Origin of the sequence: Microbacterium proteolyticum, from assembly GCF_029639405.1 — a bacterium.
In the GTDB taxonomy this organism is placed as follows: domain Bacteria; phylum Actinomycetota; class Actinomycetes; order Actinomycetales; family Microbacteriaceae; genus Microbacterium.
The window spans coordinates 2,286,307-2,301,095 of record NZ_CP121274.1; the positions used below are offsets into that span (position 1 = coordinate 2,286,307).

16 protein-coding genes are annotated in these 14,789 nt (G+C 70.6%); 13 read left to right on the plus strand and 3 right to left on the minus strand.

Going from position 1 to position 14,789, the window contains the following annotated elements; translation table 11 throughout:
- Nucleotide 1: 1 nt before the first annotated feature.
- The 4 genes from thrC to prfA all read left to right on the plus strand — a co-directional run bounded on the left by thrC (nucleotide 2) and on the right by prfA (nucleotide 5,337).
- The gene (gene thrC / locus P8R59_RS11515; RefSeq protein WP_077050267.1) at nucleotides 2–1,084 is read left to right on the plus strand and encodes a threonine synthase; all 1,083 of its coding nucleotides are present in this window, start codon (nucleotides 2–4) and stop codon (nucleotides 1,082–1,084) included.
- Complete coding sequence (gene thrB, locus P8R59_RS11520) at nucleotides 1,081–2,013, plus strand: homoserine kinase (RefSeq protein ID WP_077050266.1); 933 nt, start codon at nucleotides 1,081–1,083, stop codon at nucleotides 2,011–2,013. The genes thrC and thrB overlap by 4 nt, the downstream gene beginning before the upstream one ends.
- A gap of 156 nt (nucleotides 2,014–2,169) precedes the next feature.
- A complete protein-coding gene (gene rho, locus P8R59_RS11525; RefSeq protein ID WP_278101191.1) occupies nucleotides 2,170–4,242 on the plus strand; it encodes a transcription termination factor Rho in 2,073 nt (690 codons plus the stop codon).
- A gap of 18 nt (nucleotides 4,243–4,260) precedes the next feature.
- Entirely contained in the window at nucleotides 4,261–5,337 is a 1,077-nt protein-coding gene (gene prfA, locus P8R59_RS11530) for a peptide chain release factor 1 (protein ID WP_278103812.1), read from the plus strand.
- 136 nt (nucleotides 5,338–5,473) lie between these two features.
- Here the strand turns inward: prfA and P8R59_RS11535 are convergent, their stop codons facing one another.
- Complete coding sequence (locus P8R59_RS11535) at nucleotides 5,474–6,697, minus strand: amidase (protein WP_278101192.1); 1,224 nt, start codon at nucleotides 6,695–6,697, stop codon at nucleotides 5,474–5,476.
- Between the two features lie 39 nt (nucleotides 6,698–6,736).
- Here P8R59_RS11535 and P8R59_RS11540 point away from each other — a divergent pair, with 39 nt between their 5' ends.
- Nucleotides 6,737–7,144, plus strand: coding sequence for a phage holin family protein (locus P8R59_RS11540; RefSeq protein ID WP_278101193.1), 408 nt, complete (start codon nucleotides 6,737–6,739; stop codon nucleotides 7,142–7,144).
- 6 nt (nucleotides 7,145–7,150) lie between these two features.
- Here the strand turns inward: P8R59_RS11540 and epsC are convergent, their stop codons facing one another.
- Together epsC and cysK are read right to left on the minus strand one after the other, a co-directional pair.
- Nucleotides 7,151–7,720 carry a serine O-acetyltransferase EpsC gene (gene epsC / locus P8R59_RS11545; protein ID WP_278101194.1) on the minus strand — a complete coding sequence of 190 codons (570 nt, stop codon included), beginning with the start codon at nucleotides 7,718–7,720 and terminating at the stop codon, nucleotides 7,151–7,153.
- Between the two features lies 1 nt (nucleotide 7,721).
- Nucleotides 7,722–8,660, minus strand: a complete 939-nt coding sequence (gene cysK / locus P8R59_RS11550; protein WP_278101195.1) for a cysteine synthase A — start codon at nucleotides 8,658–8,660, stop codon at nucleotides 7,722–7,724.
- A gap of 99 nt (nucleotides 8,661–8,759) precedes the next feature.
- Between cysK and prmC the strand changes: the two genes are divergently transcribed.
- From prmC to P8R59_RS11590, 8 genes are all read left to right on the plus strand, one after another.
- Nucleotides 8,760–9,644 carry a peptide chain release factor N(5)-glutamine methyltransferase gene (prmC, locus tag P8R59_RS11555; RefSeq protein WP_278101196.1) on the plus strand — a complete coding sequence of 295 codons (885 nt, stop codon included), beginning with the start codon at nucleotides 8,760–8,762 and terminating at the stop codon, nucleotides 9,642–9,644.
- Between the two features lie 39 nt (nucleotides 9,645–9,683).
- Nucleotides 9,684–10,424, plus strand: coding sequence for an L-threonylcarbamoyladenylate synthase (locus P8R59_RS11560; RefSeq protein ID WP_278101197.1), 741 nt, complete (start codon nucleotides 9,684–9,686; stop codon nucleotides 10,422–10,424).
- On the plus strand, nucleotides 10,421–11,596 hold the full coding sequence (locus tag P8R59_RS11565; RefSeq protein WP_278101198.1) for an MraY family glycosyltransferase: 1,176 nt from the start codon (nucleotides 10,421–10,423) through the stop codon (nucleotides 11,594–11,596). The genes P8R59_RS11560 and P8R59_RS11565 overlap by 4 nt, the downstream gene beginning before the upstream one ends.
- Complete coding sequence (locus P8R59_RS11570; RefSeq protein ID WP_077050258.1) at nucleotides 11,593–12,081, plus strand: hypothetical protein; 489 nt, start codon at nucleotides 11,593–11,595, stop codon at nucleotides 12,079–12,081. The genes P8R59_RS11565 and P8R59_RS11570 overlap by 4 nt, the downstream gene beginning before the upstream one ends.
- A gap of 210 nt (nucleotides 12,082–12,291) precedes the next feature.
- Nucleotides 12,292–13,104, plus strand: coding sequence for a F0F1 ATP synthase subunit A (gene atpB, locus P8R59_RS11575; protein ID WP_374114694.1), 813 nt, complete (start codon nucleotides 12,292–12,294; stop codon nucleotides 13,102–13,104).
- Between the two features lie 44 nt (nucleotides 13,105–13,148).
- Nucleotides 13,149–13,385 (plus strand): F0F1 ATP synthase subunit C, encoded by a 237-nt coding sequence (atpE, locus tag P8R59_RS11580; protein ID WP_077050257.1) that lies wholly within the window; start codon nucleotides 13,149–13,151, stop codon nucleotides 13,383–13,385.
- A 31-nt stretch (nucleotides 13,386–13,416) separates the two neighbouring features.
- A complete protein-coding gene (locus tag P8R59_RS11585) occupies nucleotides 13,417–13,977 on the plus strand; it encodes a F0F1 ATP synthase subunit B (RefSeq protein ID WP_278101199.1) in 561 nt (186 codons plus the stop codon).
- Entirely contained in the window at nucleotides 13,977–14,768 is a 792-nt protein-coding gene (locus P8R59_RS11590; protein WP_278101200.1) for a F0F1 ATP synthase subunit delta, read from the plus strand. Before P8R59_RS11585 ends, P8R59_RS11590 begins: the two co-directional genes overlap by 1 nt.
- The last annotated feature ends 21 nt before the right edge of the window (nucleotides 14,769–14,789 follow it).

Genomic DNA, 14,789 nt, shown 5'->3' on the forward strand with positions numbered 1-14,789 from the left:
CATGGCACACGTCTGGCGCGGAGTCCTCCGCGAGTACGCCGACCGTCTGGGCGTCACCGACGCCTCCACCGTCGTGACGCTCGGAGAGGGCGGTACGCCCCTCATCCCCGCTCCCGCGCTCTCGCGGCGCACGGGGGCCGACGTCTACGTCAAGTTCGAGGGCATGAACCCCACGGGCTCGTTCAAGGACCGCGGCATGACCGTGGCGCTCTCCCGCGCCGTCGAGCACGGTGCGAAGGCCGTCATCTGCGCCTCCACCGGCAACACGTCGGCTTCGGCCGCCGCCTACGCGGCGCACGCCGGCATCACCGCCGCCGTCCTCGTGCCCGAGGGCAAGATCGCGATGGGCAAGCTCAGCCAGGCCGTCGCCCACAACGGACGTCTCATCCAGATCCGCGGCAACTTCGACGACTGCCTCGAGATCGCGCGCGAGCTCGCCGACCACTACCCGGTGCACCTGGTCAACTCGGTCAACCCCGACCGCATCGAGGGGCAGAAGACCGCAGCGTACGAGGTCGTGGAGCAGCTGGGCGACGCCCCCGACTTCCACTTCATCCCCGTCGGCAACGCCGGCAACTACACCGCCTACTCGCGCGGGTACCGCGAAGAGGCCGACCGTGGCGTGTCGACGCGCGTGCCGCGCATGTTCGGTTTCCAGGCCGCCGGCTCCGCGCCCCTCGTGCGCGGCGAGGTCGTGAAGAACCCCGAGACCATTGCCAGCGCGATCCGCATCGGCAACCCCGCCTCGTGGGATCTCGCCCTCGAGGCGCGGGATGCCACCGACGGCTGGTTCGGCGCGATCGACGACGAGGGCATCCTCGAGGCGCAGAAGATCCTCGCGGGCGAGGTCGGAGTGTTCGTCGAGCCGGCGTCGGCGATCAGCGTCGCGGGTCTGCTCAGCCGTGCCGAGGCGGGCGTCGTCCCCGCGGGGGCGAAGGTCGTGCTGACCGTCACCGGCCACGGACTGAAGGACCCGCAGTGGGCACTGCGCCGGGCCGACGGCACCACGGTCGAGCCGACCGTGGTCGACGCCACCACCTCGGAGGTCGCCTCGGTCCTCGACCTGAAGCCGGTGGCCGAGTGACCGCAGCCCTCGGGCGCCGTGTCGCGGTCCGCGTGCCGGCGACGAGCGCCAACCTCGGTCCCGGGTTCGACACGCTCGGACTCGCGCTGAGCGTGTACGACGAGCTCACCGTCGAGGCCCTTGAGCCCGGTCGCCTCGAGATCGAGGTCTCGGGCGAGGGCACGGCGGACGTGCCGCGCGACGCGTCGCATCTCGTGGTGCGCGCGCTCGCGCACACGTACGCCTCGGTCGGGCGGGAGCTTCCGGGGCTGCGTCTCGTCGCGCACAACGTCATCCCGCACGGGCGGGGGATGGGCTCCTCCGGTGCCGCGGTGGTCGCCGGCATCCTGGCCGCGAAGGGCCTGCTGCAGGGCGAGGTCGAGTTCACCGACGTCGACCTGCTGCGCCTCGCGACCGAGATGGAGGGCCACCCCGACAACGTCGCCCCCGGTCTGTTCGGCGGTCTCACGATCGCGTGGATGGATGCCACCGGCCCCCAGCACAAGCAGCTCATCGTGCATCGCGGTGTGTCGCCGCTCGTGCTCGTCCCCGGGTTCACGATGTCGACGGCCGTCGCACGCAGCCTGCAGCCGCTGCAGGTGCCGCGGGAGGACGCCGTGTTCAACGTCTCCCGCTCGGCGCTGCTGATCGCGGCGATGACCCAGAGCCCCGAGCTGCTGATGGCGGCGACCGAGGACAAGCTGCACCAGAACTATCGCGCCCAGGCCATGCCCGAGACCGACCGCCTCGTGCGGGAGTTGCGGGCGGCGGGATACGCGGCGGTCGTCTCCGGCGCGGGACCGAGCGTGCTCGTGCTCGCGGACGGTCCGGGGCAGCGCGTCGCCGCGGCGGACCTCACCGCATCCGTCGTCGACACCCCGTGGCAGGCGCTCATGCTCGCCGTCGACGTCAAGGGTGGTACAGTGAAGCCCGCAGAGGGTTCCGCTTAGCACGCGAATCTGAGCCTCTGCACCATTTGCGAAATCCGCAACAAATCGCGAACCCGGTCTCGGCTGCAGTCTCCCGAACCGCTGGTGTGAGTCTTCGTCTGCTCTCTTGCGGCGATACCCCGCGATCTGACCATGTTTCATTTCTGAGGAGCACTCGTGGAGTCCATCTCCGAGACCCAGCCCGTTGACGCGCCCGAGGGCGCTGACATCCCCACCGAGGAGCAGTCCGCCGCTCCCGCCGACGAGACGTTGTTCGATACGCCCGTCGACGCCGAGGGCGCCGACGCCCCCGCGGACGAGGAGCCTGCCGCCGAGCAGGCACCCGCCGAAGAGGCCGCCCCGGCCGTGGACGACGCGCCCGTCGAGGCTCCGGCCGATGACGCCGCGCCTGCCGATGCCGCGCCTGCCGACGCGCCCGCCGCCGACACCGCTCCCGCCGTGGAGCCGGCCGCCGAAGAGGCTGCTGCGGCTCCGACGGAGGAGCCCGCCGCCGAAGAGGCGCCCGCCAAGCCCGCCCGCGCCCCCCGCAAGCGCGCCCCGCGCCGTGCGAAGAGCGCGCCCGCCGAGGAGGCGCCCGCCGAGGCCGCCACCACCGAGGTCGCCGCGGTCGAGGCCGCCGCCACCGAGGCCGAGACCCCGGCCGAGACGGTCGAGGCTCCGGTCGAGGAGACCCCCGCCGCCCCCGCGGAGGCGCCCGAGGTCGTCGCCGACGCGCCCGCCGTCGAAGAGGCCGCCACCGAGACCCCCGAGGCCGAGGAGAGCGCCGAGACCGCAGCCCCCGCCGCCGACGGCGAGTCGGCGGACGAGTCGACCGAGACGCCGTCGCGCAGCCGCAGCCGCAGCCGGTCGCGCAACCGCAACCGCAACAAGGTCGAGAACGCCGACGCCGCCGCCCCGGCGGCGAACGCCCCCGCCCCCGCCGAAGAGTCCGAGGCGCCCGCGCAGAACGGCCAGCAGGCCCAGCAGCAGAACCAGGCGAACAGCCGGAACCGCCAGCGCAACAAGCGCCGCGGTCAGCCCACCACCGGTGACGAGTTCGAGGGCGAAATCGGCGAGGACGACGTCCTGATCCCGATCGCCGGCATCCTCGACGTGCTCGACAACTACGCGTTCGTGCGCACCACGGGCTACCTCCCCGGTCCGAGCGACGTGTACGTCTCGCTCGGCCAGGTGAAGAAGTACAACCTGCGCAAGGGCGACGCGGTCGTCGGCTCGATCAAGCAGCCGCGCGAGAACGAGCAGTCGAGCCGTCAGAAGTACAACGCCCTCGTGAAGGTCGACTCCATCAACGGGCTGTCGGTCGAGGACGCCGCCGCGCGCGTCGAGTTCGGCAAGCTGACGCCGCTGTACCCGCAGGAGCGCCTCCGCATGGAGACGGCCCCCGAGAAGCTCACGCAGCGTCTCATCGACCTCGTCGCCCCGGTGGGCAAGGGTCAGCGCGGGCTCATCGTGGCGCCCCCGAAGGCGGGGAAGACCATCGTGCTGCAGCAGATCGCCAACGCGATCGCGCACAACAACCCCGAGGTCCACCTCATGGTCGTGCTCGTCGACGAGCGCCCCGAAGAGGTCACCGACATGCAGCGCACGGTCAAGGGCGAGGTCATCGCCTCCACCTTCGACCGGCCCGCGGAGGACCACACCACGGTCGCCGAGCTCGCCATCGAGCGCGCGAAGCGTCTCGTCGAGCTCGGTCGCGACGTGGTCGTGCTGCTCGACTCGATCACCCGTCTCGGCCGCGCCTACAACCTGTCGGCGCCCACCTCGGGCCGCGTCCTCACCGGTGGCGTGGATGCGTCGGCGCTCTACCCGCCGAAGCGCTTCTTCGGCGCGGCGCGCAACATCGAGAACGGCGGATCGCTCACGATCCTGGCCACCGCTCTGGTGGAGACCGGCTCCAAGATGGACGACGTGATCTTCGAGGAGTTCAAGGGCACCGGCAACAGCGAGCTGCGTCTGAACCGCCAGCTCGCCGACAAGCGCATCTTCCCGGCCGTCGACGTCAACGCGTCCTCGACCCGGCGCGAAGAGATGCTGCTGTCGCCGGACGAGGTCAAGATCACCTGGAAGCTGCGTCGTGCCCTCGCGGGTCTCGACCCCCAGCAGGCCCTCGAGGTCGTGCTCGGCAAGCTCAAGGAGACGCAGTCCAACGTCGAGTTCCTCGTCCAGATGCAGAAGTCGATCCCGGCTCCCGCGCGCGGAGACAACGGGCACGACAACGGCATCCGCTGAGCCGTGTCGGATTCCGGCATCCTCGAGTCCGTCCGCGGGCTGCTCGACGAGCACCGGCAGGTCGAGCTCGAACTGAACGACCCCGCCGTGCACGCCGATGCGGCGCGCGCGAAGCGGGTCAACCGGCGCTACGCCGATCTGAACCGGATCGTCCACGCCTACGAGGCGTGGCAGTCCGCGGCGGACGACCTGGATGCCGCGCGCGAACTCGCCCGTGAGGACGAGGCCTTCGCCGAGGAGGTGCCCGCGCTCGAGCAGCGGTGGGCGGAGAGTCAGGAGCGGCTGCGTCGCCTGCTGATCCCACGCGACCCGGACGATGCCCGCGACGTGATCATGGAGATCAAAGCGGGCGAAGGCGGCGCGGAGAGCGCCCTGTTCGCGGCCGATCTGCTGCGGATGTACCTCCAGTACGCGGCATCCATGGGCTGGAAGACCGAGCTGCTCGAACGCAACGAGTCCGACCTCGGCGGGTACAAGGACGTCCAGGTCGCGATCAAGGGATCCTCGAGCGACCCCGCGCAGGGCGTGTGGGCGCACCTGAAGTACGAGGGCGGTGTGCACCGCGTGCAGCGCGTGCCGGCGACCGAGTCGCAGGGACGCATCCACACGTCCACGACCGGTGTGCTCGTCTTCCCCGAGGTCGACGAGCCCGAAGAGGTCGCGATCGACCCCAACGACCTGAAGATCGACGTGTTCCGTTCGTCGGGCCCGGGCGGTCAGTCGGTGAACACCACCGATTCGGCGGTGCGCATCACGCACGTGCCGACGGGGATCGTCGTGTCGATGCAGAACGAGAAGTCCCAGCTGCAGAACCGCGAGGCCGGAATGCGCGTGCTGCGCGCCCGGCTGCTCGCCAAGCAGCAGGAGGAGCGCGACGCACAGGCCGCCGATGCGCGCCGCTCGCAGATCCGCGGCATGGACCGCTCCGAGCGCATCCGTACCTACAACTTCCCCGAGAACCGCGTCGCCGATCACCGCACCGGGTACAAGGCGTACAACCTCGACCAGGTCATGGACGGCGCCCTCGGCCCGATCATCGAGTCGGCGATCACCGCCGACGAGGAAGCGCGCCTCGCCGCGCTCTCCGAGAGCTGACGCTCAGGTCGGCGGCGCCCCCTTCGTGCGTGTCGCGTGCACAACGAAGGAAAGGTGTCCCCGGCGGGGCAGAAACCGCTGTTCTTCGCAGACCGGTTCCCGATCCTCCTTCGTTGTGTCCGCGCCGGATGCAGGCTCAGGCGTCCCACGCGGGCGGGTGGGGGAGCGGGCCGCGTCGCAGCTCCAGCTCGGCGCCGAGCGCCAGCAGCGTCGCCTCCCCGCCGGGGCGTCCGATCAGCTGCACCGAGACCGGGTGTCCCGTCGCGTCGACGGTCACCGGGAGAGTGAGAGCGGGCAGCCCCGCCACGTTGACGAAGCTCGAGTACGGTGCGTACTCCACCTGCATCGCGAAGGTGCGCTCGGGGTCGTGGCCGGCGTACGCGCCGACGGGCTGCGGAGCCTGGGCCAGGGCGGGGGTCAGGACGGCGTCGAAGGCCGCGAAGTCGGTGATCGTCCGCCGTTCGAACGCGCGCGCCTCGGTCAGTCCTCCGAGCAGCTCCGGCGCCGAGAGCGCCCGGCCCTCCCGCACGAGCCAGGCGGTGAGCGGCTCGACGAGGGTCATGTCGTGCGCGCTCAGCGGGATGCGCGCAGCGCTCGCGCGCCACAGCACGCGGAACAGGGCGGGATAGCCGACCGGATGCCAATCGGCATCCGTGACGGGGTGTCCGGCGTCGCTCAACCAGACGGCCGCCGTCTCGAATGCCGTACGGGCGGCGGGGTCGAGGACGATGTCCTCGTCGTCGTCCCAGGGGGAGACGGTCGTCGCGCCGATCCGATACGTCGCGGATCCGGTGCGTGCGGCACGGACGAAGGGGCCGCGCCCCGGCGCCGCCGTCGCGTAGGGGAACGGCGAGAGCCCCACGAGCGCGTCGAGCAGCAGGCCCGCGTCCTCGACGGTGCGGGCGATGGGGCCGGTGACGGACAGCCCGTCGGGGGAGTCGAACCCCGACCCGATGGGCAGCCGTCCGCGTGACGGCTTGAGCCCCACGACGCCGACGGTCGCCGAGGGGATGCGGATGGAGCCGCCACCGTCCGATCCGACCGCGGCCGGGAGGAGTCCCGCGGCCACGGCCACGTAGTCGGCGCGCGCGCGCGATCCGTAGCGCGTGGGGACACCCGCCCGGGCGACGAGGTCCTTCTCCGCCGAGGGCACGCCCCAGAGCGGGCCACGGTGTCCGCCGGCGTCGAGCGCGGCGGCGCGCGCGAGCGCGGACTCCGCGGTGACTTCGGCGAAGGCGCCCAGATCGGCTGCGCGAGCGATGCGGTCGAGGTAGTGGGAGGTCAGTTCGACCGGCCGGATCCTGCCGTCCCGGAGCGCCGCGACCTGTGCGACGAGGGACAGATCGTGCAGGCGCGTCATTCTTCGAGCCTAGGCCCGCCGTTCCGCTAGCCTCGCAGCATGAAGACCCGGTTGCTGCGCGTGCTCGTCTACCTCGCCTCGGCGGCGGCGGGGCTCGTGCTCGCCGATCTGTTCGTCGGCGGCTTCCGGATCTCGTGGCTCGACTGGTGGGGCTTCCTGGTGGCGATCGTCGTGTTCGCGATCGTCCAGAGTCTCGCGACGCCCCTCGCCACCCGGGTGGCGGAGAAGCACGCGCCGCTCCTCCTCGGGGGGATCGGCATCATCGCCACGTTCGTCTCGCTGCTGGTCGTGGCGGTGCTGCCGTCCGCGGGCGTGCGGATCACGACCGCGGCCGCCTGGTTCCTGGCGCCGCTCGTCGTGTGGATCGTGTCCGCCATCGTGACGTGGGTGCTGACGGTCGTGCTGATCGACCGGCGGGCCCGGACGGCGCCTCCGACGAAGAGCTGAATCCGGTCAGATCCAGTATTCGGGGGCGGTGAGCAACGCTCGGGTGTCGTCGCTCGACCGGCGCGCCCGCGCTTTCGCCGGAACGCCGACCAGCACGCTCTCGGGGGCCGCGTCCCGCGTCACCACGGCGTTGGCGCCGACGAGGCTGTGGGCCCCGATCGTGATCGGGCCGAGGATCTTCGCCCCCGCCCCCACGGCCACACCGTCGTGCAGCGTCGGGTGGCGTTTGCCGCCCTCGCGCTGGCGTCCCCCGAGGGTGACGCCGTGGTACAGCATGACGTCGTCGCCGACCTCGGCCGTCTCACCGATCACGACGCCCATGCCGTGGTCGATGAAGAAACGGCGCCCGATCGTCGCCCCGGGATGGATCTCGATGCCCGTGAGCCATCGCGTGATCTGCGAGATCGCCCGAGCCGGGAACCGCAAGCCCCGCACCCACAGGCGGTGCGCCACGCGGTACGACCACACGGCGTGCAGGCCGGGGTAGAGCAGCGCGATCTCGAGACCGCCGCGGGCGGCCGGGTCGCGGAACTTCGCCGCGGCGACGTCTTCGCGAACGCGGGAGAGGGCCCCCACGTCAGTTGTCGCGCAGGTCTTCGTACAGGGCGGTGGAGAGGTAACGCTCGCCGTACGAGGGGATGATGACCACGATGTTCTTGCCCTCGGCCTCGGGGCGACGTGCGATCTCGAGGGCGGCCCAGATGGCGGCGCCGGAGGACATGCCCACCAGGATGCCGTCCTTCGCCGCCGTTTCGCGGGCCAGCCGGATAGCGTCGTCGAACTCGACGTCGATGACCTCGTCGATGATGCTGCGGTCGAGGATCGCCGGGACGAAGTTCGGTCCGATGCCCTGGATCTTGTGGGGGCCGGGGTGGCCCTTGGTGAGGATGGGGGAGTCAGCGGGCTCGACCGCGACGACCTTCACGCCCGGGACGCGTTCCTTCAGCACCTGACCGACTCCGGTGATGGTGCCGCCCGTGCCGATCCCGGCCACGAAGTAGTCCACCTTGCCGTCGGTGTCGCGCAGGATCTCCTCGGCGGTGGTCTTGCGGTGGATCGCGGGGTTCGCCTCGTTCTCGAACTGGCGCGCCCAGACGGCGCCGGGCGTCTCGGCGACGATGCGCTTGGCCTCGTCCACCGCGAACGACATGCCCTTGGTGGGGTCGGTGAGCACGAGCTCGGCACCGAACGCCCGGAGCAGCACGCGACGCTCCTTCGACATCGACGCGGGCATCGTCAGGATGACCTTGTACCCGCGCGCCGCGCCGACCATGGCCAGCGCGATACCGGTGTTGCCGCTCGTGGACTCCACGAGGGTGCCGCCGGGCTTGAGCTCGCCGGAGGCTTCGGCGGCGTCGACGATCGCGATGCCCAGGCGGTCCTTGACGCTCGAGGCGGGGTTGTAGAACTCGAGCTTGGCCAGGATCTGGCCCCCGGCGCCTTCCGCGACGCGGTTGAGGCGCACCAGCGGGGTGTCGCCGAACGCGGAGGTGATGTCGGAGTGGATGCCGGGCATGGCTCGCCTTTCGCCGTCGGTCGGATCGCGACAATCCTAGGTGAGCGGCCGGACACCGCGGCCGTGTGTGACGCTGCGCGACTAGGCTCGGGAGCCGTCATGCCCGAGCCCGTATCCTTCGCCCCGTCCCCCGTCGCCGACGTCGTCCGTGCCACCGCCGCGCGCTTCGCCGCCGCGGGCATCCCCGACCCCCAGGTGGATGCCGAACTCCTCGTCGCCCACGTCCTGTCCACGTCGCGCGGGGGAGTGCAGGCCGCCGCCGTCCGCGGCGATCGCCTGTCCGCCGATGCCGCGGCGGCCCTCGCCCCGCTCGTGGACCGGCGCTGCGCGCGCGAGCCGCTGCAGCACCTGACGGGGCTCGCCCCCTTCCGATCCCTGGAACTCGCCGTCGGACCGGGGGTCTTCGTCCCGCGCCCCGAGACCGAGATGGTGGCGCAGCTCGCGATCGACGCCCTGCGCGCGGCGGCATCCGCATCGCCGATCGCCGTGGACCTCGGCACCGGCAGCGGAGCCATCGCCCTCGCCCTGGCGACCGAGGTCCCCCACGCGCGGGTGTTCGCCGCCGAGAACTCCGTCGACGCGTTCATCTGGACGAAGGAGAACGTCGCCCGCATCGGCGCGACGAATCTCACGCTCGCGTTCATCGACCTCGCCGATGCGTTCCCCGAGCTCGACGGAACGGTCTCGGTCGTGGCATCCAACCCTCCCTACGTCCCGGACGACGCGATCCCGCGCGACCCCGAGGTGCGGCTGTTCGACCCGCCGGCTGCCCTGTACGGCGGACCGGACGGGCTGGATGCCGTGCGCGTGCTCAGCCGCGTCGGTCTGCGCCTCGCGCATCCCGGCGGCACCATCGTGATCGAGCACGGCGAATGGCAGGGCGCTGCGATCCGCGAGATCCTCACGGCGGACGGGTGGCGGTCCGCGGCGACCCACCCCGACCTGACGACGCGCGATCGCGCCACGACCGCCGTTCGCCCCTGACCGCGCAACGGTCCGCGCCTCGGTAGACTGTCGCCCGACATGTCACCCGTCTACGACTGCCGTGACGAGTCGCAGCTGCTGTCCGGGATGCGCCACGCGCGTCAGGCGATCGGCCGAGGCGAACTCGTCGTGCTCCCCACCGACACCGTCTACGGCATCGCCGCGGACGCGTTCAACGCGCGCGCCGTCGCGGGCCTGCTCGAGGCGAAGGGGCGTGGACGGCAGCAGCCGCCGCCGGTCCTCGTTCCCGGCGTCGGGACCCTCCGTGCTCTGGTCGCCGAGGTGCCCACCGCCGTCGACGACCTCGTCCACGCCTTCTGGCCGGGCGGGTTGACCATCGTCCTGCCCGCGCAGCCGTCCCTGTCCTGGGACCTCGGTGACACGCACGGCACCGTCGCGGTCCGCATGCCCGCGCAGAACCTCACGCTCGAGCTGCTCGAAGAGACCGGGCCGCTCGCGGTCTCCAGCGCGAACCGGACCGGCATGCCCGCCGCGGTCAGCATCGACGAGGCGCGCGACATGCTCGGCGACAGCGTCGCCGTCTACCTCGACGCCGGACCCAGCGAGTGGGGCTTCGCCTCGACGATCGTGGATGCCACGTCCCTCGTCGGCGGGAGCGAGCCGCTGATCCGCGTGCTCCGCGAAGGCACGATCTCCCGCGCGCGTCTGCGCGAGGTGCTCGGCGACCTGCTCGAGCCCGACCCCGAGACGGGCCCCGCCGACGGTGCCGCCTCGTCGGCGCCGGATACCGCCGCGGATGCCGAGGCGCCGGGTCCGTGACCCAGTACCTCCTCACCATCCTGTTCACGGCGGCGGTCACTCTCGCCCTGTCGTGGGTGGTGTGGAAGTTCGCCCTGCGCTTCCGGTTGTACCCCGGCATCCGGGATCGCGACGTGCACAAGACCCCCACTCCGCGCCTCGGCGGGGTGGCGATGTTCCTGGGCGTCGGCGCGGCCTTCGCGCTGTCGAGCCGGAACCCCTACTTCGCGATCTTCTGGACCGATCCCGTGCCGGTGCTGTCGCTGCTGGGCGCGGTCCTGCTCATCGTCCTCGTCGGGGTCGTCGACGATCTGTGGGATCTCGACTGGATGATCAAGCTCGGTGCGCAGTTCATCGCCGCGGGCATCATCGCGTGGTTCGGGCAGCTGCAGATCCTGTCGCTGCCGATGGGGGCGCTCACGGTGGGGTCGAGCTGGGTGAGCTTCCTCCTAACCGTCTTCGCGCTGGTCGTCGTCATGAACGCCGTCAACTTCATCGACGGCTTGAACGGTCTGGTGGCGGGCGTCTGCCTCATCGCCAACGGGGTGTTCTTCGCCTACTCCTACCTGCTCGTGCGCGACACCGGCGCGAGCACGTACTTCAACCTGGCATCCTTCATCGCCGCCGTCCTCATCGGAGCGTGTCTCGGGTTCCTCCCGATGAACTGGACGCCGGCCAAGCTGTTCATGGGGGATTCCGGAGCACTCATGCTCGGCCTGTTGATGGCCAGTTCGGCCGTGGCCATCACGGGGCAGCTCGACCCGGCCGTCCTCGACCCGGAGCAGCTCGGCCGTTCCCAGCTGCTCGGAGCGTTCATCCCGATCCTCCTGCCCGTCGTCATCGTGCTGCTGCCGTTGCTGGACTTCGGGCTCGCCGTCATCCGGCGCCAGTGGGCCGGACGGTCGCCGTTCTCGCCCGACCGGAAGCACCTGCACCACCGCATGCTCGACATGGGGCACAGTGACCGCGACGCGGTGCTCATCTTCTACGCCTGGACGGCCGTGGTGAGCCTGTCGTTCCTCCTGATGTACATCGGCACGCAGCAGAGCTGGCCCGGCGACTACTGGATCGGCATCGGCTTCGGTGCCGTGGGCGTCGCGGCGTGCATCGTGCTGACCCTGCTTCCCTCTTACCGTCCCTCGCGTCGGCGTGCCCGTCGTGCGCAGCCCGCATCCCCGGAGACCTCCTCATGACCACCGCTTCCCCCGCCGCCCGCCGTCCCCTCTCGAGCACGCCGTTCCTCCGCACGGCGTTGGTCTGGGGCGGGATCGTCACCGCGGTCCTCCTCGTGGCCGGCGCCGTGATCGGTTTCGCCGTGGCCGGCCCCGGAGGGGTGGGGAGCGCAGTGTCCGGCGTCGGCGTGAGCGCCGTCTTCCTCGCCGTGACGGCCGCGAGCATCCTCATCGCCAACCGCTGGTTCGGCGATCCGCTCTACGTCCCGATCTTCTTCGGCATCGTGCTCGGCGGGTGGCTGCTCAAGCTCGTGCTGTTCATCGTCGCGATCGTGATCCTGCGCGGCCAGGACTGGGTCGATCCGAAGGTGTTCTTCGTGGCCCTGGTCGTCAGCGTCATCGCCTCCCTCGCGGTCGACGTCGTCGTGCTCCTGCGGATGCGCGTGCCCAGCGCCAGCGACGTGGACCTGCCGACCGATCCCGATGAGGGCGACCGTCGCGCCTGACCCTCTATAACCCGGGGTTCGCGAACCGCGGGCACGTTAGTCCGTCGGCGAGACGAACGATCGGCCGAGACTCATGGATCAGCCGGGAGTTTGATAGGGTGGGGTAAGTACCCACCCGCGACGGGGACTCTCCCCAGACTCGCACTTCGGGTGCCATCACCGACCATCGTCGCAACGGTTCACACCGATGCCCCGAAGCTGGAGCCAGCGCTGTCCACTCAAGCTGCGACCCTGATCACGAACTTCGCGTCTGCGGGTGCGGAGTTCCATCCGCCCTCCATCAACGAGTTCTTCCCTGACGCGGTCCTGTTCGAGGGCACGATCTTCGCGATCACCCGCATCAACCTGGTGCAGATGCTGGCCACCGCCGTGCTGGTCATCCTCTTCGTGGTCGGCACTCGTCGCATGAAGCTCGTTCCCGGGCGCTTCCAGAGCGTCGTGGAGATGGGGCTGGACTTCGTCCGCGTCAACATCGCGGAAGACCTGCTCGGTCGCAAGGACGGTCGCCGCTTCCTGCCGATCCTCACCACCATCTTCTTCATGGTGCTGTTCATGAACATCACCGGCATCATCCCCGGCCTGAACATCGCCGGCACCAGCGTCATCGCCGTTCCGCTCCTGCTCGCGATCGTGGCGTACGTCACCTTCATCTACGCGGGTGTGAAGAAGAGCCCCGGCAAGTTCTTCCGCAACGCGCTCATGCCCTCGGGCGTGCCGTGGCCGCTGTACATCATCATCATCCCGCTCGAGTTCCTCTCGACCTTCATCATCCGACCGATCACGCTGACGCTCCGTCTGCTGATGAACATGATCGTCGGCCACCTGATGCTGGTCCTCTTCTTCGCCGCCACCCAGTTCTTCGTCTTCGGCCTCGGCGGCTGGTGGACGGCGCTCGGCGCAGGAACCCTGGCGTTCGGCTTCGCCTTCACCCTCTTCGAGATCCTGGTGGCTTTCCTCCAGGCCTACGTTTTCGCAATTCTCACCGCGGTCTACATCCAGCTCGCGGTCGCGGAAGAGCACTGAGCGGCCCGGCGCACGCCGAGCCACCCAACCGAAAGGAAAAACCCGTGGACGCAACTACGGTTCTCGCCCAGGTCACCGGTTCCATCGCCACCGTCGGCTACGGCCTCGCCGCCATCGGCCCGGCCATCGGCGTGGGCATCGTCGTCGGCAAGACGATCGAGGGTGTGGCCCGTCAGCCCGAGCTGGCCGGTCGCCTGCAGGTCCTGATGTTCATCGGTATCGCCTTCACCGAGGCGCTCGCGTTCATCGGTATCGCGACCGGCTTCATCTTCGGCTTCTGATCCGGCGCACGATCTACGTAAAGGAGACGAGATGCTGAGTGCTCTTGTCACCCTCGCCGCCGAACCCGCCGGCGAAGAGACGCACAGCCCGCTGATTCCGGCTGTCTACGACATCGTCTGGTCGTTGGTGTGCTTCGTCATCATCCTCTTCGTGTTCTGGAGGGTCGTCCTGCCCCGCATGGCGAAGCTCCTCGACGAGCGTGGTGCCGCCATCGAGGGCAACATCGCCAAGGCGGATGAGGCGCAGCGTCAGGCCGAGGCCGCGCTGGAGCAGTACACCGCTCAGCTCGCCGAGGCCCGCAAGGAAGCCGGCGAGATCCGCGAGGCCGCCCGCGAGGACGGCAAGAAGATCGTCGCCGAGGCGAAGGAGGCCGCGTCTTCCGAGGCTGCGCGCCTGACCGCCGCGGCGCACGCGCAGATCGAGGCCGAGCGTCAGTCGACGCTGGTGTCGCTCCGCGCCGAGGTCGGCACGCTCGCGGTCGACCTGGCCGGCAACGTCATCGGCGAGACCCTCTCCGACGACGCCCGCGCGCAGGCCGTGGTCGATCGTTTCCTCGCCGAGCTCGAGGCATCCGAGAAGGCGGCCCAGTAATGGGCAGCGCGACCACTCAGGCGCGGACCGCGACGGCGGAGGCGCTCACGAACGCCTCCGGCGTCGACCTCGACGTCGCCCGCGAGCTGTTCGCGGCCGTCGGCGCCGTGAACGGGTCGGCACAGCTGAGCGGCGCGCTCTCGGATTCGTCGGCACCGGCTGCCGCGCGCGCCGCGCTGGTGACGGCCGTCTTCGGCTCCGCGTACCGTGAGACGACCGTTTCGCTTCTGCGCCGTGCGGCGGAGCAGCGGTGGTCGACCGCGGCGGAGTTCGTGGACGGGCTGGAGGAGCTGGCCGTGCGCGCTGCCACCGTCGCCGACGCGTCGGTGGACATCGAAGGAGAGCTGTTCCAGTTCTCCCGCACCGTCGCCTCCAACGGCGAACTCGAGCTCGCCCTGGGCGGTCGCCTGGGCGACGCGTCCGGCAAGGCGTCGCTCGTCTCGACGCTGCTCGACGGCCGCGCCAGCGCCCCAACCGCGCTCATCGTGTCCTCGCTCGTGCAGAACGCGCGCGGTCGTCGCGTCCGGTCGCTCCTGCGCCGGGCGGAGTCGATCGTCGCCGATCAGCGCTCGAGCATCGTGGCCACCGTCTACGCGGCGGCGCCCTTGAATGGCGCGCAGCAGACACGACTCCAGAACGCGCTCCGCGCGCGTTACGGGTCGGCGGTCAGCCTCAACACCGTGATCGACCCGACGGTGGTCGGCGGACTGCGCGTGCAGGTCGCCGACGACGTCATCGACGCGAGCGTGTCCGCACGTCTCGCCGACCTTCGCCAGCGCATCGCCGGCTAAGACTTTCCCGCCCGAGCGGGT